This is a genomic window from Pseudomonas sp. ArH3a (assembly GCF_022648765.1).
In the GTDB taxonomy this organism is placed as follows: domain Bacteria; phylum Pseudomonadota; class Gammaproteobacteria; order Pseudomonadales; family Pseudomonadaceae; genus Aquipseudomonas.
On sequence record NZ_CP080330.1, the window covers coordinates 1415353 to 1437316 of the forward strand.

The following is a 21964-nucleotide window of genomic DNA, read 5'->3' on the forward strand; positions in this document are numbered from 1 at the left end:
TTGCTCCAAGGCGGGGCTTCAGCCTCTGTGTGTGGTCGCCAGCTCGTTGGCTGGTTTGGGCCTGTGGAAAAACTTCTCAAGGTACAAGTATATGACCGGTGTGGTGAACAGCGTCAGCGCCTGGCTCACCAGCAAGCCGCCTACTACGGCGATCCCCAGCGGCTGGCGCAGTTCCGCACCCGGGCCGGAGCCCAGCATCAACGGCACCGCGCCGAGCAAGGCGGCGAGGGTGGTCATGATGATCGGCCGGAACCGCGTGACGCAGGCTTCATAAATCGCCTCCTCGGGCGGCAGCCCACGCACACGCTGGGCGTCCAGGGCGAAGTCGATCATCAGGATGCCATTCTTCTTCACGATACCGATCAGCAACACCAGGCCGATCAAGGCCATGATCGAAAAATCCTGGCCCAGCAGCCACAGCATGATCAGCGCACCCAAGCCCGCTGAGGGCAGGGTGGAGATGATCGTCAGCGGGTGCACAAAGCTCTCATACAGCACACCCAGGATAATGTAGACCGCCACCAGCGCCGCAAGGATCAGCCAGGGCTGGCTGGCCAACGAACTCTGGAACGCCTGGGCGGCGCCCTGGAAGGTGCCGATCATGGTCGCCGGCATGCCGATTTCGTTCTTGGCCTGGTTGAGCATGATCACCGCATCGCCCAACGCCACGCCGGGCGCCAGGTTGAACGACAGGTTGGCCGCCGGGAACATGCCGTCATGGCTGATCGACAACGGCCCCACGGTGGGTGGATCGACTTTAGCCACTGCCGACAGCGGCACCATCTCGTTGGTCAACGGCGAGCGCAGGTAGAAGTAGTTCAGGCTTTCGGCCTTGCCGCGCTGTTGGCTGTCGAGTTCCAGCACCACTTGGTACTGGTTGATCTCGGTCTGGAACTCGTTGATCTGGCGCTGGCCGAACGCGTCATACAGCGCCTGGTCGACATCGGTGGCGGTCAGGCCGAAACGCGCGGCGGCCTGGCGGTCGATGCTGATGTGGGTGATGCTGCCGCCCAGCTGCAGGTCGTTGGACAGGTCGCGGAACGCCGGGTTGGCGCGCAGTTTTTCAGTCAGGCGCTGGGTCCAGGTGTTCAACGTCGGGCCGTCGTTACTCTTGAGCACATATTGGTACTGGGCGCGGCTGGGGCCGGAGCTGAGGTTGATGTCCTGGCCTGCGCGCAGGTACAGCACAATGCCCGGCACCGCGGCCAGTTTCGGGCGGATACGGTCGATGAACTGGCTGGCTGACACGTCACGATCACCGCGGTCTTTCAAGGCGATCCAGAAGCGGCCGTTGGCGATGGTCTGGTTACTGCCGGTGACGCCCACCGAATGGGAAAACGCCTCCACGGCTGGGTCGGCCTTGACGATCTCGGCCAGGGCCTTGTGCTTGGCGACCATGTCCGGGTACGACACGTCGGCCGCCGCCTCGCTGGTGCCGAGTACAAAACCGGTGTCTTGCACCGGAAAGAAACCCTTGGGGATAAACACGTAGCCGACCACCGCCAACGCCAGGGTGACCATGAAGATCGCCGCCATGGTGCGTTGATGGGCCAGCGCACGGCGCAGGTTGCGGGCGTAGGCGGCGAGCAGGCGTTCGCTGAAACCGGGTTTGTCGTGGGCGTGATGGGTGGGGGCGCGCATGAACAGCGCGGCGAGGGTGGGCGCCAGGGTCAACGAAACCACGACTGAAATCAGGATGGTCGAGGTCGCCGTCAGCGCGAACTCCTTGAACAACCGCCCGACCACGCCGCCCATGAACAGCAGCGGAATAAACGCCGCCACCAGTGAGAAACTGATGGACACCACGGTAAAGCCAATCTCGCCGGAACCTTTGATCGCCGCCTCGCGTTTGCTCAGGCCCGCTTCCAGGTGCCGGTGAATGTTCTCCACCACCACGATGGCGTCGTCCACCACAAAACCCACGGAAATCACGATCGCCACCAAGGTCAGGTTGTTCAGGCTGAAACCCATCAGGTACATCAAGGCGAAACTGGCGATCAGCGACACGCCGAGCACGCTGGACACAATCAGCGTCGCCGACAATTGGCGCAGGAACAGCGCCATCACCGCCACCACCAGCAAGATGGCGATCAGCAAGGTGACTTCCACTTCATGCAGGGACGCGCGGATGGTCTTAGTACGGTCGGTTAACACGCTGACCTGCACCGAAGCGGGCAGCATGCCTTCCAGGCGCGGCAGTTCGGCTTGAATGCGGTCCACGGTCTCTACGATGTTGGCGCCGGGCTGGCGCGAAATCACCAGGTTGACCCCAGGTGTGTCGCCGGACCAGGCCTGCACGTAGGCGTTTTCCGAACCGTTGATGACTTTTGCGACGTCACGCAGTTGAACCGGCGCGCCGTTCTTGTAGGAAACGATCAACTGGCCGTATTCATCCGGGTGAAACAGCTGGTCGTTGGTGGACAGGGTCGACACGCTGTTCTCGCCGTAGATCGCGCCCTTGGCCAGGTTCAAGCTGGATTGCTGGATCGCCACGCGCACGTCGGCGAGGGTCAGGCCAATCGCCGCGAGTTTGTCGGGCGAGGCCTGTACGCGAATCGCCGGGCGTTGTTGGCCGGTGATGTTGATCTGGCCGACGCCGTCGATCTGGCTGATCTGGCGGGCCAGCAAGGTTTCTACGTAGTCACTCAGCTCGGTGCTGGGCATGCTGTCGGAGCTGACGCTGAGGATCAGCACCGGGCTGTCTGCCGGGTTGACCTTCTTCCAGGTCGGCAGGCTCGGCATGTCGCTGGGCAACTTGCCGGAGGCGGTGTTGATCGCCGCCTGCACTTCTTGCGCGGCGGTGTCGATGCTCTTGTTCAGGGTGAATTGCAGGGTCAGCAGGCTTGAGCCCAAGGCGCTGCTGGAAGTCATTTGGGTCATGCCAGGGATGGCACTGAATTGCACCTCCAGGGGCGTTGCCACCGACGAGGCCATGGTGTCCGGGCTGGCGCCGGGCAGTTGCGCGGTGACCTGGATCGTCGGGAATTCCGCTTCCGGCAGTGGCGCAACGGCCAGGCGCGGGAAGGCAATGATGCCCAACAGTACCAGGGCAAAGGTCAGCAGCAGGGTGGCGACCGGGTGATCAACGCACCAGGCGGACGGCGAGCGGTTGGCGCTCATGGCTGCACCTTGGCGTCGACGGTCTGGATCACTTGCGGCGGTTCCTTGAGTACTTCTACCTGGGCACCGGCTTTGAGCCGCGACTGGCCATCGCTGACCAGCACATCACCGGCCTGTACGCCCTTGATGATGTTCACATCGCTGTTCTGATAAGTGACTTGCACCGGCACACTCTCGACCTTGTCACCCTTGACCCGGTACACAAAGTGCGAGTCCAGGCCGCGTTGCACCACGGTGGGTGGGACCACCAGGGCATTTTTGTCGAGGGCGGTCTGGATCTTGATGGTTACCAACTGGCCCGGCCACAGGCGCTGCGAGGCATTCTTGAATTCGGCCTTGGCGCGCAGGGTGCCGGTGGTGGAGCTGATCTGGTTGTCGATCAGGCTCAAGTGGCCTTCGCCGAGCAAGTCGCCGGTCTGGCCGTCGGTGTCGGCCCCCATGTAGGCATCGACGCTGGCCGGGGTAGGCGCTGCGATCAGGCCTTGCAGGGTTGGCAGCATTTGTTGCGGCAATGAGAACTCCACGGCAATCGGGTCGATTTGCGTGACGGAGAACAGGCCCTGGGTATCACTCATGCGCAGGAAGTTGCCTTCATCCACCGTGCGAATGCCGACACGGCCGGTGACGGGAGAGCGAATCTGGGTGTAGGAAAGCTGTACCTGAGCCGAGTCAATCGCGGCCTGATTACCTTGCGCCGTGGCCTTCAGTTGGTTGACCAAGGCTTGCTGCTGGTCGTAGGTCTGCTTCGACACGCCGTCGTCGATGCTCAGTTCCTTGTAACGCTTGAGGTTGACCTGCGCCACTTGCAGCTGCGCCTGGCTTTCCCCCAGTTGCGCCCTGGCCTGGTCGAGGCTGGCGCGGATCGAGCGATCATCAATGGTGGCCAGCAGGTCGCCGGTTTTGACCAGTTGGCCTTCCTTGACCAGCAATTTCGTGAGGATGCCGTCGATTTGCGGGCGAATCATCACGCTGTGCAACGACAGCACCGAGCCGATCCCGCTGACAAAACGGGGGATGTCCTGCTGTACAACGCTGACCACGCGTACCGGGATGGCGGTCGGCGCCGCCAGTTTGGTCTTGGCCGGCCGGGTCAGGGCCCAGGCTGCAATCGCCACGACCACGAGGACGCCCACGATCAGGGCGGTTTTTCGTTGAATGTGCATGGGGATGGGGCGCCGGGGCAAAGGGTTGGGAGAATGAAAGGTCTTTATAGCCCGCCAACCCGGTCAGCACGGTGACTGCTAACTGACAGCGCTGTCAGTAAAGTCCAACCATTCGTACCAGCGGTGGTTAAAGATCCGAAGCGCGCAGGTATACTGCGCGCCAGTGTGGCCCGCAAGCCGGCCCCGCCTCATTTTTTGCACGCTCCGGAGCTTCCATGACTTCCCCGACACAATCCCCTGTTGAAGCGGCCGACCTCGTCGATCCGGCCGACGCTCAAAGCGTTGAACAAGCCGAGATCCCGGCGTTCAAGTTCCCGTTTAAACCGGGTGAGTTGGCTGGAGCCAAGAATGCCGCCCAGCCTTGGTACAAGAATGGCGCCAAAAACGGCCATACCAAGTCCCCAGGCATGGCCCCGCCAGGCACTCGCCGTTCGATGGGTAAACGCTGAGAGTAATGTGTCGGACGCTGTATCGGCTTTTGCCTACGTGGTTCGCTGACGTTTCTGATTGTAGGTCCACGACCGTTTCTTGAAAGTTTGCACTGCCTCTTTACCACCCCCACGTTTTTACAGGGGAAGGAGGTTGGTCTTTCCGGAAAAGGACGTTTCCCGTGGCTCTGATTTGCCTCTATGCAGCGCTTGCGCTATTGCTGTCGGTCGATACCGTTGCGGCCAGTGACCCCCCGCGGCGCGAAATCCGCTTCGCGGTTGTTGCGCACTTCCCCCCCTTCCAGAGCCGCAGCCCGCAAGGGCAACTGGTCGGTGTGAACATCGAATTGGGCAATGCCCTTTGCAGGCAGTTGAATGTGCGTTGTACCTGGGTCGACCAGGTCCTTGTCGAGAATTTCTCCGCCCTTGAAGCCAGGCAATTTGACGCGATCATGGGCATAGCGCCTACGTCCAATCGGCGGCGATGGGTGAGCTTTACCGATGAACTCTATGCGTTCACCACGCGGCTGGTTGGCCGCAGGGCGTCAGGCCTGACGCCTACCGTACGCTCGCTCAAGGGCAAGCGTGTCGGAGTGTTACTGGGAAGTAATCGTGAAGCTTTCGCCCGTTCGCAGTGGGCGCCCAAGGGGGTCATCATCAAGAGCTTCTGGCTGATTGACGAGGTGATCCGCAGCCTGGTGGCAGGCGAAATCGACGCTACCCTGCAAGGCCCCGTGGAATTGCGTGAGTCACTGCTCGACACCTCCCACGGTCGCGATTTTGCCTTCCTTGGCCCCGAAGTCTCGGCAGATCTATTGGGCAGCGGCGTGGCGATCGCGCTGCGCAAATCTGATATCGAACTGCTCAATGATCTCAACGGTGCCCTTGAACAGTTGGTACAGAACGGCGAGTACCAGCGAATCATCCAGCCCTACCGCCTCTACGAACACCTGGCCACGCCATGATGGCTAATTAATTGTGCGGAATATGAGCTGGATCAGTATTTGCCCCTCCCGTGAAAATCAATCTGCCGGTCACCGGTCGACATGTGGACTTAGCCCCCGACGCCAATATCCTCTCGACCACTGACCTGACCAGCGCGATTACCTATGCCAACCAGGGTTTCATCGACGTTTGCGGTTATAGCCGTGACGAGTTGATTGGTTCGCCGCATAACCTGCTGCGCCACCCCGACATGCCGCCCGCAGCGTTTGCGCATAGCTGGCAGACCCTGAAAAGCGGCCGCTCATGGATGGGCATGGTGAAAAACCGTTGTAAGAACGGCGAGCATTATTGGGTCAGCGCCTATGCCACGCCGGTCAATCGGGAAGGGGCGGCGGTGGAGTATCAGTTGGTGCGCCCCGCGACGCCGGTGAGGCCACCGTCAGCGCCGGGCAGCAAAGCCCGCGCAGCTCGGGGGAGGTGGTCGCGCTGGCGGAAGATTTGCGCCAGTTGGCACAAGAGTTTTGGGGCCTGAGGCGCTAAAGCAAAAAGCTGTCTACTATGACTTTGGGAATTCTCCTACTCAACATACAGGCGTGTCGTAGTTAAAGACCGGTCAGTGCTTGTTAGAACACTGGGTGCATTTGGGTCATGAGTGACCGAGCCCGGATGCCTCACACCACTTTTGCATAGGACTGGTTTATGACTACGGCAACAAGAATGCTGGCGCTCGCTCTGCTTATGTTCGCCGGGAGCGGGTGTGCTGTAACTCCCCCTGGCCCGAACCCGTGGAGCGAGATACGGTTTGGAGTCGAGGCGGATGTACCGCCCTTTGAATACCGTACTGCGCAAGGCGAGCTTGTGGGGTTGGATATCGAGTTGGGTAACGCCCTGTGCGCTGAGCTCAACGCGCGTTGTGTGTGGGTCGATCAGCCTTATGCGACCAATATTGCCGCGCTCCAGGCTGGGCGTTTCGACGCGATCATGCCGATGACCGCAACCCCGGCGCGGCGCGAAGTGGTCGACTTCACCCACGACCTCTATGCCCTTGAAAGCAAGTTGGTCGCCCGCACGGGTTCAAGCCTGCTGCCAGATCCCCAATCGCTCAAGGGCAAACGTATTGGCGTACTGGCGGGCACCAGCCGGGAAGCGTTCGCCAAGGCGCGGTGGGCACCTCAAGGCGTGACCGTGCGCAGCTTCAACCTCAATGGTGAGTTGATCAAGAGCCTGCTGGCCGGGGAAATTGACGCCACCTTGCAAAACACCATTGAAATCACCGAAGCGTTGTTGAACACGCCTCAGGGCGCCGCGTTCGCTTTTGCCGGGCCCGCGGTTGTCGACGAAATGCTGGGCGGCGGCGTCGCCATTGCCACGCGCAAGAACACCCCTGAATTGACGGTGGCGCTGAACAAGGCATTGCAGCGCTTGAAGGACAATGGCAAGTACGCGGCCATTACCCAGCCTTACCTGGCGCCGGCCGCAAGTAAACCGGCCTCGGCAAAGATGATTTACACGCCGGCAGACGGTGGTTTGCCGTTCTCAGAAACCGTGCAAGTGGGGCAAACCCTCTATGTGTCGGGTTTGCTGGGGCTGGATGACCACGGCAAGCTCGTGCGCGGTGGCATTCGTGCAGAAACCGCCCAGGCGTTGACTACTCTGCGCAGCATTCTGCAAAAAAACGGCGTGGGGATGGACCGAGTCGCCAAATGCACGGTGATTCTGGCCGACATTAAGGAGTTTGTTGCGATGAACAGCGTCTATGCCGGCTACTTCCCGGCTGACCGCCTTCCGACCCGCACGACCTTCGCTGCCGGCAAGCTGTTGGCGGGCGCGCGGATCGAAATCGAGTGCCTGGCCAGCCTTTAAGCCCGCAACGAAATAAACGCGTAGTTGGCCGGCACCTGGGTGGCAATCTGGGCGCCGGCATCCAGCAGTTGTTCGGCGATGTCCATGCCGGACACATGAAACACCCACTCATTGGCCACGGACGGTTGTTCAAGCGCCAATTCGATCGCTTGGGCAAAGGCGTTCATGTCCGGCAAGTACGCGGTAAACCCGTCGCCCTTGAGCGCGGTGGTGCAAATGCCCAGCAAAGCGCACACCGCCTCCTTGGTCTGCACGTCATCGCGGTCGGCCTGGCGCGAGCGGCGGATCAGCTCAGCCAGCTCCTGATCCATCAACTCGCCACCGACGATCAACGCGGGGCCTTGCTCCCAGGACTCCGGCGGGCAGTCTTTGGCGCCAGGGTTGAGCGGGATATGCGGGTTGATTTCCATCGGATAGATGCGACACACCAGCGGGCGACGTTCATAAATGCCGCAGCGGTTGTCTTCGTCAAGATTCCGGCAGCGCCCGGCGTTGTAAGCGGCAAAGGTGATTGCCACGAACGCCTCGGTAGTACCGCTGGGCACCACCACCGAACGGCGCTCGGCGTGCTCGCGTTGTTGCGGGGGCAAACCCAGGCCATTGCCGAGAAAACCCTCCACCAGCACGATGACGTTACCGCCGTCAGCCGCCCAACTGCGGGCCTCTTCGAGGGTCAGGGGCACATGGTGGTCGGTGCAGCATTTGCCGCAACCCACACAGGAAAAGTGAGTGTTCATGGAGGATCTGTCACCAGGCTAGGTCAGAGGGCACTCTTGAACAGTGACGGGTTTTTGCCTCTATGCACTGTTCAGGCTCTTGCGAAGCAAGTTATGCGCCAGTGCCGGTCAGCCCTCGGGTACCCGGTCGCGCAACACAAAGACCATGCCGGCGCTTTCATACAGTTGCCGGGCGCGCAGGTTGCTCTCGCGCACCTTGAGGTCGACGTAGGGTTCGCCGCGCTGCTTGAATACCTCAAAGGTGTGCAGCAACAAGGCGCGGCCCAGCCCCTGGCCTTGGGCGCAGGGATGTACGCAGAGGTTTTTGATAAACGCACTGGTCCAGCATTGGGCCACGCCGAGAATGCCGTCGCCATTACTGACCACCAGGCACAGCGTCGGGTCGAATTCGGCATCGGTGACGAACCGGTGTTGCCATTGCTCCAGGCTGTCGACGCGGCCGCCGCCTTGGTCTTGGGCCATGCGCAACACGGCATGAATCGCTGGGGCCAGCTCTGCGCGGTAATGATCCAGCTGCGTGCCCACCGGCCACTGCGGCGCGGGCAGGCGTGTGGTGAGGTCGCGGCGTAGCAGTTGGAAGTATTCCGCCACCGGCTACAGGCCCTTTTGCGCCACGTGTTTTGCAGCGACGACCAGGCACTTGGTCAGTTCAGGCGACGAGAATTTGGTCAGCACTGCGTCGGCACCTGCCAGCCGCGCCTTTTCACTGTTCATCGCACTGTCCAGGGAGGTGTGCAGCAGCACGTAAAGCTCCTGGAAGTCCGGGGTTTCGCGCAAAGTGCGGGTGAGGGCGTAACCGTCCATTTCGGACATTTCGATGTCCGACACCACTACGTTGATCTGCCGGGCCGTGCCTTGCAGCTCGAGCAGCACATCGATGGCTTCCTTGGCGCTGCGGGCGGTGTGGCAGGTCAGGCCGAGGTTGCGCAAGGTGTGTACCGACTGCTGCAGGGCGACCTGGCTGTCGTCCACCACCAGAATCCGCGCATTGCCGAGTACTTCGGCCTCTTCCATGGTCAGGTCGGTCGGCGCCGCTTCAGCCGGTGCCGGGGCGATGCCGTGGATGACCTTTTCGATATCCAGCACCTGCACCAGCCCGCCTTCGACTTGGGTGACCCCAGTGATGAACGAGCGATTGCCGCCGGAGCCATACGGTGGCGGGCGTATATCGGTGGTCAGGCAGTGCACGATCTTGCTCACCGCCTGCACATGCAGGCCCTGCTTGGAGCGGCTGACGTCGGTGACGATCAGGCAGCCGCCATTCGGGTCTGCCAGGGGCATTTCGCCCAGGGCTCGGCTCAGGTCGATCACCGACAGCGAAGCACCGCGCAGCGTGGCGATGCCCTTAACGTGAGGGTGAGACTCGGGCAGCTTGGTCAGCGGCGGGCAGGGGATGATTTCACTGACTTTCAGCAGGTTGATCGCCATCAGCTTGCCGCTGCGCAAGGTAAAGAGCAGAAGCGAGAGTGAATCTGCGCGGGCTTTGGTGGTGGACATAAAAACCTTCTGTGGATCAGGGATGACGATCTATAGAGGGTTATCGACTTGGGCGCGCCAGGCTTTAACCGGATTTGTGTGGGGGAGTGTGTCAGCCCTTCCATACCTGTGGGTTCACCAAGTCCTGCGGGCGCTGACCCAGCAAGGCACTGCGCAGGTTGTCCAGGGCGCGGTTGGCCATGGCTTCTCGGGTTTCGTGGGTGGCCGAGCCGATGTGCGGCAGGGTCACGGCGTTGCTCAGCTGGAACAACGGCGATTCAGCCAGCGGTTCCTGCTCATACACGTCCAGCCCGGCGCCACGAATTTTCTGGGTTTGCAGGGCTTCGATCAGCGCCGGCTCGTCCACTACCGGGCCACGGGAGATATTGATCAGGATCGCGCTGGATTTCATCAGGCCCAGCTCGCGGGTGCTGATCAAGTGGCGGGTCTTGTCGCTCAATGGCACCACCAGGCAGACGAAGTCCGACTCGGCCAGCAACTGGTCGAGGCTGCGAAATTGCGCGCCCAGTTCCTGTTCCAGCACGGTCTTGCGGCTGTTGCCGCTGTAGAGGATCGGCATATTGAAACCCAGGCGCCCGCGACGGGCGATGGCCGCGCCGATGTTGCCCATGCCAACGATGCCGAGGGTTTTGCCGTGTACATCGCAACCAAACAATGGTGCGCCAACACTGGCTTTCCACTGGCCGGCCTTGGTCCAGGCGTCCAGTTCGGCTACGCGACGTGCGCTGCTCATCAGCAGGGCGAAGGCCAGGTCGGCGGTGCTTTCGGTGAGCACATCGGGAGTGTTGGTGAGCATGATCCCGCGCTCGTTGAAGTATGGCACGTCGTAGTTGTCGTAGCCTACCGACACGCTGGAGACCACTTCCAGTTTGCTTGCGCCTTCGAGCTGTGCGCGGCCGAGCTTGCGGCCTACGCCGATCAGGCCGTGCGCGTGGGGCAGGGCTTCACTGAATTGAGCGTTGATATCGCCCAGCTTGGGGTTGGGGGCGATCACCTCGAAATCCTGTTGCAGGCGCTCGATCATGTGCGGGGTGATGCGGCTGAAGGCGAGGACGGTCTTTTTCATTGCAGGCGGGCTCATCGACTACGGAAGAATGGTAAGCACGCTAACATTCCTGCCGACAATTGTCAGGGCGACCCTTTAACGGGTGGCTGGCTTGCCTGCGATAGCAATCTGTCAGTGATACATCTGCAGTTGGCCCACCGCTATCGCAGGCAAGCCAGCTCTCACAGTAAATTGATGGTGGTTGTGGGGTAGCAATCCAAAATCAGTTCGCCAACCGCGCCCCACTCAGGCTGCCGCTCAATTCATACGCCACCAACTCGGCCTGATGCGCCGCCAGAATCTCCGGCAACGACCCACGCAGGTATTCCACCCACGTCTTGATCTTCGCATCCAGGTACTGGCGCGACGGGTAGATGGCGTACAGGTTCAGCTCTTGCGAGCGATAGGTCGGCATCACCCGCACCAAGGTGCCATTGCGCAGGCCTTCGATGGCGGCATACACCGGCAACAGGCCGACGCCCATACCACTGGTAATCGCGGTTTTCATCGCGTCGGCCGAATTCACCAGAAACGGTGAAGTGTTGATCGCCACACTTTCCTGGCCTTCAGGCCCGTTGAAGGTCCATTTATCCAGCTGGATCACCGGGCTCACCAACCGCAGGCAGGCGTGGTTGAGCAAGTCCTGCGGCCGCTGCGCACACCCCTTGGCCTTGACGTAATCCGGCGAGGCACAGGCGATGCTGTAGGTGATACCTAGGCGCTGAGACACGAAACCCGAGTCGGGCAGTTCGCTGGCTAGCACGATGGACACGTCATAACCCTCATCGAGCAGGTCCGGCACGCGGTTGGCCAGGGTCAGGTCGAAAGTCACGTCGGGGTGGGTACGGCGGTAGCGGGCAATCGCGTCGATGACGAAATGCTGGCCGATGCCGGTCATGGTGTGCACTTTCAACTGCCCGGCGGGGCGTGCGTGTGCATCGCTGGCTTCGGCCTCGGCTTCCTCGACATAGGCGAGGATCTGCTCGCAGCGCAGCAAATAACGTTTGCCGGCTTCGGTCAGCGCGATGCGTCGGGTGGTGCGGTTGAGCAAGCGGGTTTGCAGATGGGCCTCAAGGTTGGAGACCGCGCGCGAGACGTTGGCAGTGGTGGTGTCCAGTTGCCCGGCGGCGGCGGTGAAGCTGCCAGCTTCGGCCACGCAACTGAAAGCGCGCATGTTTTGCAAAGTGTCCATGGAGTGTTCTCAGGGGAGATAACAAATTGTGACAGAAAGTTACGCCGTTCAGTGATCCCTACCAACGGATTATCGCCTGAACGGTAATAAAGATTCACAGGAATGCCAGCTTATCGTCCTCCATCGCGCCCCCTAGAATTGCGCCACCTCTCCCGCAACACCACCTCAGGAATACGCTTGCCGTGCCGCGTCGCATCAGCAGAGAGCCGAAGACTCTTATTAACCTAGAGCTGAAGGCTCTCATCAACAGAGGGCAGCAGGCTCTCAGTGTTTGCGCCTTATCGTTAGCAATCAGCGGCTGCATCGGAACCGGAGGAATCGCCCCCCAAGGCCAGGCCCTAAACGCCAATAACCTGGCCACCGACGAAGCCATCCAAAGCGCCGCCCAAGACGCCCACTGGCCCACCACGCAATGGTGGCAAGCCTACGGTGACCCGCAACTCAATCGTTGGGTCCAACTCGCCACGCAAAACAGCCCGAGCCTGGCCATGGCCGCCGCGCGGGTGCGTGAGGCGCGGGCCATGGCCGGGATTGCCGAGTCGGCCGAGTCGTTGCAGATCAACAGTGACACCACCCTCAAGCGCCACAACTGGCCCAAAGATCAGTTCTACGGCCCGGGCGAACTGAGTGGCGCCAACACCTGGGACAATAATTCGTCCCTGGGCCTGAGCTACGCCCTCGACCTCTGGGGCCGCGAAAGCAATGCCACCGAACGCGCCGTCGACCTGGCGCATATGAGCACCGCCGAAGCGCGCCAGGCCCAGCTCGAACTGCAAAACAACGTGGTGCGCGCCTATATCCAGCTGTCGCTGCATTACGCCAACCGTGATATCGCCGCCGCGACCTTGGCCCAGCAACAGCAGATTCTCGACCTGGCCAACAAACGCCTGGACGCCGGGATCGGCACCCACTTCGACGTGAGCCAGGCCGAAACGCCGTTGCCAGAGACCCATCGCCAGCTCGACGCCTTGGACGAAGAAATCGCCCTGAGCCGTAACCAGCTGGCTGCTTTAGCGGGCAAGGGCCCGGGTGAAGGCGCGCAACTGCAACGCCCGAGTTTGTCCCTGGCCGCCCCGCTGAAATTGCCGTCGAGCTTACCGGCGCAATTGCTCGGCCAACGCCCGGACGTGGTTGCCAGCCGTTGGCAGGTCGCCGCACAGGCCCGAGGCATCGATGTTGCCCACGCCGGTTTCTACCCCAACGTCGACCTGGTCGGCAGCCTTGGCTATATGGCCACCGGCGGCGGCATGCTGGCGTTTCTGGCGGGCAAGAAATTCAACTACAACGTCGGCCCGGCGATCACCTTGCCGATCTTCGACGGCGGCCGTTTGCGTGGAGAATTGGGCGAAGCCAGCGCCGGTTATGACATCGCTGTGGCCAAGTACAACCAGACCCTGGTCAACGCGCTCAAGGGCATCAGCGACCAGTTGATCCGCCGCGAATCCATGGACAAGCAGTCGAGCTTCGCCGCGCAATCGGTGGCCTCGGCGCAGAAAACCTACGACATCGCGATGATCGCCTACCAGCGCGGCCTCACCGATTACGTGAACGTGTTGAACGCCCAGACCCTGCTGTTTCGCCAGCAACAGGTCGAGCAACAGGTGCAGGCCGCGCGCTTGAGTGCGCATGCCGAGTTGGTCACCGCCCTCGGCGGCGGACTCGGTGCCGGCGACGATGTACCGCAACACGCCAAGACCCTCCCGAGCAAAACCCCGGCGGCACTGGCCGTGTTTGATCACTGAGTAGCCTTTAATGACGCCCTTGCCTGCACCGCTGCGCTGGTTGCACTCCTTGGAGTGGCGCCGTGGTTTTTTCGACTGGGCACGCAGCGATGGCGTGACCTGGGTGTACATCTTCAAGGTGCTGATCGCCGCGTTCCTCACGCTGTGGCTAGCGATGCGCCTGGAACTGCCGCAACCGCGCACCGCGATGATCACCGTGTTTATCGTGATGCAACCGCAGAGCGGCCAGGTGTTCGCCAAGAGTTTTTACCGCTTCCTCGGCACCTTGGCGGGGTCGGCGGTGATGGTCTTGTTGATCGCCTTGTTTGCGCAGAACACCGAACTGTTCCTCGGCGCACTGGCGATCTGGGTGGGCATTTGCACCGCAGGCGCGACGCGTAATCGCAACTTTCGCGCCTATGGGTTTGTGTTGGCCGGCTACACGGCGGCGATGGTCGGTTTACCCGCCCTGGCGCACCCGGACGGCGCCTTTATGGCGGCGGTGTGGCGGGTGCTGGAAATTTCACTGGGGATTCTCTGCTCCACCGTGGTCAGCGCCGCGATCCTGCCGCAAACCAGCAGCGCCGCCATGCGCAATGCCTTGTATCAACGCTTTGGCGTGTTCGCATTGTTCGTCACCGACGGCTTGCGTGGGCGTAGCCAGCGCGAAGGGTTCGAGGCCAGCAACGTGCGCTTTATTGCCGAAGCCGTGGGCCTGGAAGGGCTGCGCAGCGTCACCGTGTTTGAAGACCCGCATATGCGCCGAAGGAATGGCCGGCTCAGTCGCCTCAACAGCGAATTCATGAGCATCACCACGCGCTTCAACGCCTTGCACCAGTTGCTTGAGCGGCTGCGCACGGATGCGGCGGATCACGTGGTCGCCGCGATCAAACCGGGCCTGCAAGACCTGGCCGAAGTGCTTGATGGTTTCTCCGGCCGCGCCCTGACCAGCCCCGACGCTGGGCGCTTGGTCAATCAACTGAGTGCCTATAAAGATGGCCTGCCCGCCAAGGTGCGCAGCCTGCGTGCGACCTTCCAGGAGGGTAACCCGAGCGAGGCCGAGCAGCTGGATTTCCATACCGCCTACGAGCTGCTGTACCGCTTCGTCGACGACCTGCACAACTACGCGCAAACCCACGCATCGCTGGCCGATCACACCCACGCGCGCGAGCAGTGGGACGAAGCCTACACGCCGAAAACCAACTGGCTGGCCTGCGCCGCTTCGGGGATTCGCGCGTCGTTTATTCTGATTGTGCTGGGCAGTTACTGGGTCGCCACCGCCTGGCCCAGCGGCGCGACCATGACCCTGATCGCCGCCGCCACCGTTGGCTTGTCCGCCGCCACGCCCAACCCCAAACGCATGGCCTTCCAGATGGCCTGCGGCACGTTGATCGGTGCGCTGGTGGGCTTCGTCGAAATGTTCTTCGTGTTCCCCTGGATCGACGGCTTCCCGCTGCTGTGCGTAATGCTTGCGCCGGTGATCATCTTCGGCGCCTTCCTCGCCTCACGTCCGCAGTACGCCGGCGTCGGTGTGGGCCTGTTGATTTTCTTCAGCACCGGTTCGGTGCCGGACAACCTCACGGTCTACAACCCCTACACCTTTATCAACGACTACATCGCCATGGTTATCGGCATGTTGGTGTGTGCGGCGGCGGGCGCGATTATCCTGCCGCCGAACAGCCGCTGGTTATGGCGCCGCCTGGAACAGGACCTGCGTGAGCAAGTGGTGTACGCGATCAGCGGCAAGCTCAAGGGCCTGGCGTCAAGTTTCGAAAGCCGCACCCGCGACCTGCTGCACCAGGCCTACGGCCTCGCCGTCGGCCAGCCGCACGTGCAGCGCGACCTGCTGCGCTGGATGTTCGTGGTGCTGGAAGTCGGCCACGCGATTATCGAGTTGCGCAAGGAGCAGGCGATTTTGCCGGTGCACCCGGCGTATGCCGAGTCCCAACCCTGGCGCCAGGCGATCCGCGTGATGGGCCGCTCGCTGGTGCGGCTGTTCCTGCAACCGAGCGCGAGCAACCTGGAGCGCGGCCTGATTGCCGTCGACCATGCGATTAGCCGCGTGCAGGCCACCGATGAACCCTTCGCCCCGCACTTCGACACCTCGGCCCTGCGCCGGGTGAAAAGCTACCTGCACTTTATCCGCACCTCGTTGCTGGACCCGCAATCACCCCTGGCGGCCCTTAAAGGAGCCCCGCATGCCTCGTGAAATCGCATTCCACGGCGTCTACATGCCGACCATGACCCTGATGTTTTTTATCGCCGCAGGGCTGGCCTGGGCCTTGGACCGCTTCCTGGCCGGGTTGGACCTGTACCGGTTTTTCTGGCACCCGGCGTTGCTGCGCCTGAGCCTGTTCGTTTGCTTGTTCGGCGCCCTGGCGCTGACCGTCTACCGTTGAGAATGCCCCGATGAAAAAGTTTTTCAGCCTGCTCGCGACCTTGCTGGTATTGGCTTTGGCGATCTGGATTGGCCGCACGTTGTGGGTGCACTACATGGAAACGCCGTGGACCCGCGACGGCCGCGTGCGCGCCGACATCATCAACGTGGCGGCCGACGTCACCGGCGAAGTGGTGGATGTGCCGGTGCGTGATAACCAGTTGGTGAAAAGGGGCGACCTGCTGATGCAGATCGACCCCGAGCACTACCGCATCGCGGTCAAGCAGGCGCAATCGCTGGTCGCCTCGCGCAAAGCCACCTGGGAGATGCGCAAGGTCAACGCCCACCGCCGCGCCGACCTCGACGCCCTGGTGATTTCCAAGGAAAACCGCGACGATGCCAGCAACATCGCCGACTCGGCCCTGGCTGATTACCAGCATGCGCTGGCGCAACTGGAAGCGGCCGAACTCAACCTCAAGCGCACCCAGGTGGTGGCGGCGGTGGACGGCTACGTCACCAACCTCAACGTGCACCGCGGCGATTACGCGCGCATCGGCGAAGCCAAGATGGCCGTGGTCGATATGAACTCGTTCTGGGTATATGGCTTCTTTGAAGAGACCAAGTTGCCCCACGTCAAAGTTGGTGACAAGGCCGATATGCAACTGATGAGTGGCGAGACGCTCAAGGGCCACGTGGAAAGCATCTCGCGCGGCATCTACGACCGTGACAACCCGGAGAGTCGCGAATTGATCGCCGATGTGAACCCGACCTTCAACTGGGTGCGCCTGGCCCAGCGCGTGCCGGTGCGGATTCACATTGATGAAGTGCCTGAAGGCGTGCTGCTGGCGGCGGGGATTACTTGCACCGTCATCGTCAACCCGACGCAAAACTGAATGTGGGAGCTGGCTTGCCTGCGATAGTCATGGGTATCTACGCAACTTTTTTTGTTGCGCTAAGCTTTTGACGGGTTTTTTAGGTAGATATGAGTACATATCCGTTGCTGCGGTAACGGCTGCTTAGGGTTCCGCTCTTACAGCGGGTCACTTTTTGAAGGACCAAAAAGTAACCAAAAAGTCCTCGCCCCACCACTCGTTGCCTCGCCTAGGCTCGGCATGCCAGAACGAAGGCTTGAATCCGTGGGCCGCCGCCATGGGCCATCCTTGGCCCATCGCGGCTAACCCGGCGTCCTGCCGGGTTACCCACGGATTCAAGCCTGCGTTCGGCCAGCGTGGTTTAACGGGGCGCTTCAGATCAAGATCAAGATCAAAAGCAAGAGCACGGCGGCCTAGTAGCCGACCTGAGTGGTTGAAGCAAAAGCAGAGCAGAAGCAGAGCACCATCCTATCTAGCTGATGTAATGAGATCCCAATGTGGGAGCGAGTTCGGCTGTCAGCACTGCAGTGCTCTGCTTTTCTGTGGGAGCTGGCTTGCCTGCGATGCAAGCACCTCGGTGTGTCAGGCATAACCAGCCGATGCCATCGCAGGCAAGCCAGCTCCCACATTAGATTGAGTTCAGTTTCAAATATCAGGTCGGCTGTCAGGCCGCCTCGGTTTTGCTTTTGATTTAACCACTCAGGTCGGCTACTAGGCCGCCGTGCTCTTGCTTTTGATCTTGATCTGAGGCGCCCCGTTAAACCACGCTGGCCGAACGCAGGCTTTGGAGCGGGGGTAAACCGGCAGGACGCCGGTTTAGCCGCGATGGGCCAAGGATGGCCCATGGCGGCGGCCCCCGCTCCAAAGCCGGAGTGAGGGCACACCGAAGCGTGAGCGAGGTGCCGAGTGGTGGGGCAAGAGCCCTTTTGGTTACTTTTGGGGCTCTTTTCCAAAAGTGACCCGCTGTAAGAGCGGAACCCATAGCAGCCGTTGCCCAAATAACGGATATGTACCCCGCGCCCCCGCGACAACCAAAGAATCCAACCCATAAAAAGATGTGTAGATACCTATGCTGCGATGGGGGACTGTCAGTTGAAGGATGTGCAGTTGACCCACCGTTATCGCAGGCAAGCCAGCGCCCACATTTTTTGACCGCGTCAGGCCTTGATGAAGGTTTCGTGCAAATGGCGCCACAACAGCGCGCCGCTGGCCTGTTTTTCAAACACCACGGTGGCGCGGCGATCGGTTTGCGTGCCGCTGTCGTCAACCTGATGCTCGCGGTAAGTCACCGTCGCGCCGCGTGCATGCCGGTCAATACCGGCCATTTCGCTCAAGGTGATCTTCAACCCCGGGCGCATGCCGCCCAAACGTGTGAACAGCGCTTTAACGCCGGCTGCATTCACCCTAGTCCCCGTGGCGGGCGCGACCATGCTGAATTCAGGTGAGAACCGCGCAAGCAAGGTTTCCAGAGTTTCCTGGGGCGCAACGCCGGCAAACCATTGTTCGATCTCGACGTGGGTCTGGATCACTTCCTCAAAAAAATCGCTGTAATCAATCATTGCTGGGACTCGCTGGCAGGGTGAAGCAGTGTGCGTACCCTGGACGCATCCAGGCGCAACACGGCAAAAAGGGGCAACAATGTCAGGGCTGCGGCCATCGTGAAGGTTATGGCAAAGGAATCCAAGGCCGACAACAACGCACTGAGGGCGGCAGCGCCCAGGCAGAAGCTGACTTGCCGATTGATGTTCCACAGGGCACTGGCATGGCCCATACGCTCGGCGGGTATGTCGAGAAACGCCAGGGTCTGTGCGGTGCTGCTGCACAGGCTGCCGCCCAGGCCCATCAACGTATAGGCCAGAATAATCAAGGCCGGTTCGGGTTTTGTCAGCAGCAGAATGCCGACACATTGCAGGGCCATGCCCGCCAGCAGCAAGGGTTTGGGGCCGCTGCGGTTGAACATTTTTTTGCTCAGGAAAATCGCCAGCGCCGACGCCAGCGCCCACGGCAACATCAGCGCGCCGGTGCGTGTGGCGTCGTAGCCCAGGCCGCGCAGGTAGAGGATGGCGATCAGGCTGGTGCCGATAAATACGCCGGGGATGAACAGATAGACCAGCATCGCCACGCGCAGCATCGGGCTGCGGATCTGTTTGAAAATACTGCCCAGGGCCAAGGCCGGGTGCACCGTTGCCGGCGCGTCAGGTTTTATCCACAGCAGTGCCAGCAGCAGCGTGAGCAACGCCAGCGGTAGGTTGGCGTAGAAGATCCAGCGCCATGACACGCTGTCGACGATCAGCCCACCCAACGCCGGGGACAGCGCCGGTACCAGCAGGGCTACCGACATCACCCGCGCCGTGAGTTGGCTGCGTTCTGCCGCCGGGTAATGCCGGTAAGCCATGGCTTGCCCCACGGGAATCAGCAAACCACCGCCCAAGCCTTGCAGCGCGCGCCAGCCAATCAACGTTTCGATTGAACCCGCCTGGCCGACCATCACCGAAGCCCCCGCGAATAACAGCAGGCTCGCCGCGATCAGCGTGCGTTCACCCAGTATCGCCGCCAGCCACACACTCAAAGGGATGATCACGGTCAGCCCCAGCATGTAGGCGTTGCTGATCCAGGCCAGTTGCGTCACTGAGGCATGCAGCTCGCGGGCGATGTCCGGGTAGGCGACCGTGGCGACAAACATGTTCACCAGGTCCAGGGCGAAGCCGAGTAAGAAGATCCAGGCGACTTTCGAGCGGTAGGTCATGAACGCGATCCTGCGAGTGAAGCGGGCAGGGTAGGCCGCCTGCAGGGTTTGGGATACGCCGGTTTGCCTGTTAGTTTGTCAAAAATATTTTGACAAAGGAGGGCGCGGCCGATGGTCAGCCTGGACCGATTCGACACCTTCAAGGCTGTAGTAGAAGCCGGTTCGCTCACCGCTGCGGCGGATATGCTGGGCCAGACCCGCGCCGTAGTCAGCTTCAACCTCAAGCGCCTGGAAGCGGAACTGGGTGTCACTTTGCTGACCCGCAACACCCGCCAACTGGCGCTGACCGATGCCGGCGAACGCTTCTACCTGCGTTGCACGCGCATGCTCGAAGAAGCGCGACTGGCGGTAGAAGAAGCGCGCTCCGAACACGCCCAGCTCAAAGGCACGCTGCGCATCACCACCACCGTGGAGTACGCGCTGGCCGTGGTCGCCCCGGCGGTGGAAGCCTTCCGCCGCTTGCACCCGGATCTGAACATTCACTTATCCACATCCTCCACCCACGCCGATTTGATCTCGGAACGCTTTGACGTGGCGATTCGGTTGGGCCGCCTGCTGGACTCCAACCACCGCGCAGTGCAGTTGTCGACCTTCGAAGTGTTTGCGGTGTCGGCGCCCGAGTTTGCCGGGGTGCAAACGTTGGATGAGTTGGAGCAGGTGCCCAAACTGGGCCATGGCCGTTTAACCGAACTGAGCGTGACCGACCCGGCCGGTGGCGAGCATCAATACCGCCCCGGCCCTACGGCGCTGGTGGCCGACAGCGCCGCCGTGCTTCAAGCGTTCGCCGTGCGCGGCCACGGCGTGGCAGTGCTGCCGCAGTGGCTGGTGCAGGAGGATCTGGACGCGGGGCGGCTGGTGCGGTTACTGGCCGACCATCGCTTTGCGCCGCAGGGGATCTACGCGATGTACCCGGACACCCGGCATTTACCGCTGAAGGTGCGGGCGTTTATTGATTTTATGAAGGGTTAGAGTGAACCCGTCAGCCCAAAGCGCTTCTTCAACACCGTCTCCAGCAATGCCTTGGGCAACAAGGCTGCCATCAACGGCAGCGCGCGGCTGCCATTGCCCGCACGCAGCAGCCGTGGCGGCGTGGGCTGTTGCACAGCCTTCAACACCTGCGCCGCGAATTGCTCGGCTGAGGTCGGGTTGTTCTGCGAGGCCTGGGAGCGCGCGCGAATGCCTTCGCGCAACGGCCACCAGGGCGATTTTTCGTTGATCAACAGCTCAGCCTGGGCTCCGGCGTTTTTCGCGAAACGCGTATCGATGGCCCCCGGCTGTACTTCCAATACCCGCACACCAAACGGTGCCAGCTCCATGCGCAAGGCATCGCTCAATGCGTGCACCGCCGCTTTCGACGCGCAATAAGCCCCGGCAAACGGCGTGACCAGCACCCCGGAAACGCTGCCGATATTCACCACCAGGCCTTTGCTGCGACGCAGCGCCGCAAACAGTGCCTGGGTGACGCCGACGATGGAAAACACATTGGTCTCGAACTGGCGCTGCATCGCCTCGGTGCCGCCGTCGAGCAGCGGGCCCATGGCGCCGTAGCCGGCGTTGTTGATCAACACATCCAGCTCGCCCCACTGCTCGGCCAGGTGCTGCAAGGCGGCGCTGTCGTTGACGTCCAGCTTCACCGCGTTGAAGCCGGCGGCGGCGAGGGCGGCGACGTCGTCTTCGCGGCGCGCGCTGGCCCACACGTCGAAGCCTGCGGACTTGAACGCATCAGCCAGGGCGCGGCCAATGCCGCTGGAGCAACCAGTGATCAGTACGTTGGGCATGGATCAATCCTTTGTCAGTCCGAGAAGCTGCCTTGCAGGTGCTCGGCGCGAAATTCCAGGGTTTGCGGGCGGTAGCCAGGGCGCAGCGGTGGCGTCGGCAGGCAGTCGTCCCAAGTAGCGCCGGCCTGCAGCTCGCCTGGGCCGCGGTAGCGTGGTGCAGCGTAGACGTTGTCGGCCAGGTTGACCGAGTCGCCTGGCGCATAAGCCGCGACGCGCCAGCGCAGCTCGGTCAGCGGTACGTCGTTGCCGTTACTCAGGATCAGTTTAAGTGGGCGATCAGCCGGGCATTCCTGCGGTGCATAGCTGATGCGCAGTTCCAGGCGCGACAGTTGTGAGGCTTCGCGGTTGTCCAGCCACACCACCCAAATCGCCACAAAGCCCAGGCCGACGGCGGCGGCAAGGGATACCGGCAAGGCCTTGGCGGGGTAGCGCAGCAGCAGGATCAGCCAGGTGATGATCAGAAGAACGCCGAAGAACATG

At 61.7% G+C, this 21964-nt stretch carries 19 protein-coding genes and 1 pseudogene; 9 read left to right on the plus strand and 11 right to left on the minus strand.

What is annotated here, in order from left to right:
- Positions 1 to 18: 18 nt before the first annotated feature.
- Both K0P33_RS06400 and K0P33_RS06405 read right to left on the minus strand, forming a co-directional pair.
- Positions 19 to 3120, minus strand: coding sequence for a multidrug efflux RND transporter permease subunit (locus tag K0P33_RS06400; protein ID WP_242154530.1), 3102 nt, complete (start codon positions 3118 to 3120; stop codon positions 19 to 21).
- The gene (locus K0P33_RS06405) at positions 3117 to 4283 is read right to left on the minus strand and encodes an efflux RND transporter periplasmic adaptor subunit (RefSeq protein WP_242154532.1); all 1167 of its coding nucleotides are present in this window, start codon (positions 4281 to 4283) and stop codon (positions 3117 to 3119) included. Before K0P33_RS06405 ends, K0P33_RS06400 begins: the two co-directional genes overlap by 4 nt.
- A gap of 215 nt (positions 4284 to 4498) precedes the next feature.
- On the opposite strand from K0P33_RS06405, the gene K0P33_RS06410 reads away from it, so the two are divergent.
- The 4 genes and pseudogenes from K0P33_RS06410 (at position 4499) to K0P33_RS06425 (ending at position 7519) form a co-directional block, all read left to right on the plus strand.
- The gene (locus K0P33_RS06410) at positions 4499 to 4732 is read left to right on the plus strand and encodes a hypothetical protein (protein WP_094951304.1); all 234 of its coding nucleotides are present in this window, start codon (positions 4499 to 4501) and stop codon (positions 4730 to 4732) included.
- A 161-nt stretch (positions 4733 to 4893) separates the two neighbouring features.
- Positions 4894 to 5676 carry a transporter substrate-binding domain-containing protein gene (locus tag K0P33_RS06415; RefSeq protein WP_094951305.1) on the plus strand — a complete coding sequence of 261 codons (783 nt, stop codon included), beginning with the start codon at positions 4894 to 4896 and terminating at the stop codon, positions 5674 to 5676.
- 50 nt (positions 5677 to 5726) lie between these two features.
- A pseudogene (locus tag K0P33_RS06420) lies at positions 5727 to 6071 on the plus strand (PAS domain-containing protein); the annotation flags it as partial.
- 323 nt (positions 6072 to 6394) lie between these two features.
- Positions 6395 to 7519, plus strand: a complete 1125-nt coding sequence (locus K0P33_RS06425) for a transporter substrate-binding domain-containing protein (protein ID WP_242156002.1) — start codon at positions 6395 to 6397, stop codon at positions 7517 to 7519.
- Here the strand turns inward: K0P33_RS06425 and K0P33_RS06430 are convergent.
- The 5 genes from K0P33_RS06430 to K0P33_RS06450 form a co-directional block, all read right to left on the minus strand.
- Positions 7516 to 8256, minus strand: coding sequence for a YkgJ family cysteine cluster protein (locus K0P33_RS06430; protein WP_094951306.1), 741 nt, complete (start codon positions 8254 to 8256; stop codon positions 7516 to 7518). The two genes, K0P33_RS06425 and K0P33_RS06430, sit on opposite strands and share 4 nt — an antisense overlap.
- Before the next feature lie 108 nt (positions 8257 to 8364).
- Positions 8365 to 8847: a GNAT family N-acetyltransferase gene (locus tag K0P33_RS06435; RefSeq protein WP_094951307.1), complete on the minus strand. Its 483-nt coding sequence runs from the start codon at positions 8845 to 8847 to the stop codon at positions 8365 to 8367.
- Positions 8848 to 8850: 3 nt separating this feature from the next.
- Positions 8851 to 9753, minus strand: coding sequence for a chemotaxis protein (locus K0P33_RS06440; protein WP_094951308.1), 903 nt, complete (start codon positions 9751 to 9753; stop codon positions 8851 to 8853).
- A gap of 91 nt (positions 9754 to 9844) precedes the next feature.
- Entirely contained in the window at positions 9845 to 10819 is a 975-nt protein-coding gene (locus K0P33_RS06445; protein ID WP_094951309.1) for a D-glycerate dehydrogenase, read from the minus strand.
- A 202-nt stretch (positions 10820 to 11021) separates the two neighbouring features.
- Positions 11022 to 11990 (minus strand): LysR family transcriptional regulator, encoded by a 969-nt coding sequence (locus tag K0P33_RS06450; protein ID WP_094951310.1) that lies wholly within the window; start codon positions 11988 to 11990, stop codon positions 11022 to 11024.
- Between the two features lie 230 nt (positions 11991 to 12220).
- Here K0P33_RS06450 and K0P33_RS06455 point away from each other — a divergent pair, with 230 nt between their 5' ends.
- Genes K0P33_RS06455 through K0P33_RS06470 form a run of 4 tightly spaced genes read left to right on the plus strand, consistent with a single transcriptional unit; the run spans position 12221 to position 16981 of the window.
- Positions 12221 to 13732, plus strand: a complete 1512-nt coding sequence (locus K0P33_RS06455) for an efflux transporter outer membrane subunit (RefSeq protein WP_242156003.1) — start codon at positions 12221 to 12223, stop codon at positions 13730 to 13732.
- A 10-nt stretch (positions 13733 to 13742) separates the two neighbouring features.
- Positions 13743 to 15920 (plus strand): FUSC family protein, encoded by a 2178-nt coding sequence (locus K0P33_RS06460; RefSeq protein ID WP_242154534.1) that lies wholly within the window; start codon positions 13743 to 13745, stop codon positions 15918 to 15920.
- Entirely contained in the window at positions 15910 to 16110 is a 201-nt protein-coding gene (locus tag K0P33_RS06465; RefSeq protein ID WP_094951312.1) for a DUF1656 domain-containing protein, read from the plus strand. Before K0P33_RS06460 ends, K0P33_RS06465 begins: the two co-directional genes overlap by 11 nt.
- Before the next feature lie 10 nt (positions 16111 to 16120).
- Positions 16121 to 16981, plus strand: coding sequence for an HlyD family secretion protein (locus K0P33_RS06470; RefSeq protein ID WP_094951313.1), 861 nt, complete (start codon positions 16121 to 16123; stop codon positions 16979 to 16981).
- A gap of 1136 nt (positions 16982 to 18117) precedes the next feature.
- Here the strand turns inward: K0P33_RS06470 and K0P33_RS06475 are convergent.
- Both K0P33_RS06475 and K0P33_RS06480 read right to left on the minus strand, forming a co-directional pair.
- Positions 18118 to 18519, minus strand: coding sequence for a DUF4440 domain-containing protein (locus tag K0P33_RS06475; RefSeq protein ID WP_094952149.1), 402 nt, complete (start codon positions 18517 to 18519; stop codon positions 18118 to 18120).
- On the minus strand, positions 18516 to 19706 hold the full coding sequence (locus tag K0P33_RS06480) for an MFS transporter (RefSeq protein WP_242154536.1): 1191 nt from the start codon (positions 19704 to 19706) through the stop codon (positions 18516 to 18518). The genes K0P33_RS06475 and K0P33_RS06480 overlap by 4 nt, the downstream gene beginning before the upstream one ends.
- 111 nt (positions 19707 to 19817) lie before the next feature.
- Here K0P33_RS06480 and K0P33_RS06485 point away from each other — a divergent pair, with 111 nt between their 5' ends.
- Positions 19818 to 20675: a LysR family transcriptional regulator gene (locus K0P33_RS06485; protein ID WP_094952151.1), complete on the plus strand. Its 858-nt coding sequence runs from the start codon at positions 19818 to 19820 to the stop codon at positions 20673 to 20675.
- On the opposite strand, the gene K0P33_RS06490 is transcribed toward K0P33_RS06485, so the two are convergent.
- Positions 20672 to 21484 carry an SDR family oxidoreductase gene (locus K0P33_RS06490; protein ID WP_242154538.1) on the minus strand — a complete coding sequence of 271 codons (813 nt, stop codon included), beginning with the start codon at positions 21482 to 21484 and terminating at the stop codon, positions 20672 to 20674. The two genes, K0P33_RS06485 and K0P33_RS06490, sit on opposite strands and share 4 nt — an antisense overlap.
- A gap of 14 nt (positions 21485 to 21498) precedes the next feature.
- A complete protein-coding gene (locus K0P33_RS06495; protein WP_094952153.1) occupies positions 21499 to 21963 on the minus strand; it encodes a multidrug transporter in 465 nt (154 codons plus the stop codon).
- Position 21964 lies beyond the last annotated feature (1 nt).

Excerpts from the sequence above, each read along its gene's own strand:
- K0P33_RS06400 (WP_242154530.1), bottom strand. The coding sequence starts at position 3,120 with ATGAGCGCCAACCGCTCGCCGTCCGCCTGGTGCGTTGATCACCCGGTC.
- K0P33_RS06405 (WP_242154532.1), bottom strand. The coding sequence starts at position 4,283 with ATGCACATTCAACGAAAAACCGCCCTGATCGTGGGCGTCCTCGTGGTC.
- K0P33_RS06410 (WP_094951304.1), top strand. The coding sequence starts at position 4,499 with ATGACTTCCCCGACACAATCCCCTGTTGAAGCGGCCGACCTCGTCGAT.
- K0P33_RS06425 (WP_242156002.1), top strand. The coding sequence starts at position 6,395 with ATGTTCGCCGGGAGCGGGTGTGCTGTAACTCCCCCTGGCCCGAACCCG.
- K0P33_RS06430 (WP_094951306.1), bottom strand. The coding sequence starts at position 8,256 with ATGAACACTCACTTTTCCTGTGTGGGTTGCGGCAAATGCTGCACCGAC.
- K0P33_RS06440 (WP_094951308.1), bottom strand. The coding sequence starts at position 9,753 with ATGTCCACCACCAAAGCCCGCGCAGATTCACTCTCGCTTCTGCTCTTT.
- K0P33_RS06445 (WP_094951309.1), bottom strand. The coding sequence starts at position 10,819 with ATGAAAAAGACCGTCCTCGCCTTCAGCCGCATCACCCCGCACATGATC.
- K0P33_RS06450 (WP_094951310.1), bottom strand. The coding sequence starts at position 11,990 with ATGGACACTTTGCAAAACATGCGCGCTTTCAGTTGCGTGGCCGAAGCT.
- K0P33_RS06460 (WP_242154534.1), top strand. The coding sequence starts at position 13,743 with ATGACGCCCTTGCCTGCACCGCTGCGCTGGTTGCACTCCTTGGAGTGG.
- K0P33_RS06465 (WP_094951312.1), top strand. The coding sequence starts at position 15,910 with ATGCCTCGTGAAATCGCATTCCACGGCGTCTACATGCCGACCATGACC.
- K0P33_RS06470 (WP_094951313.1), top strand. The coding sequence starts at position 16,121 with ATGAAAAAGTTTTTCAGCCTGCTCGCGACCTTGCTGGTATTGGCTTTG.
- K0P33_RS06475 (WP_094952149.1), bottom strand. The coding sequence starts at position 18,519 with ATGATTGATTACAGCGATTTTTTTGAGGAAGTGATCCAGACCCACGTC.
- K0P33_RS06480 (WP_242154536.1), bottom strand. The coding sequence starts at position 19,706 with ATGACCTACCGCTCGAAAGTCGCCTGGATCTTCTTACTCGGCTTCGCC.
- K0P33_RS06485 (WP_094952151.1), top strand. The coding sequence starts at position 19,818 with ATGGTCAGCCTGGACCGATTCGACACCTTCAAGGCTGTAGTAGAAGCC.
- K0P33_RS06490 (WP_242154538.1), bottom strand. The coding sequence starts at position 21,484 with ATGCCCAACGTACTGATCACTGGTTGCTCCAGCGGCATTGGCCGCGCC.
- K0P33_RS06495 (WP_094952153.1), bottom strand. The coding sequence starts at position 21,963 with ATGTTCTTCGGCGTTCTTCTGATCATCACCTGGCTGATCCTGCTGCTG.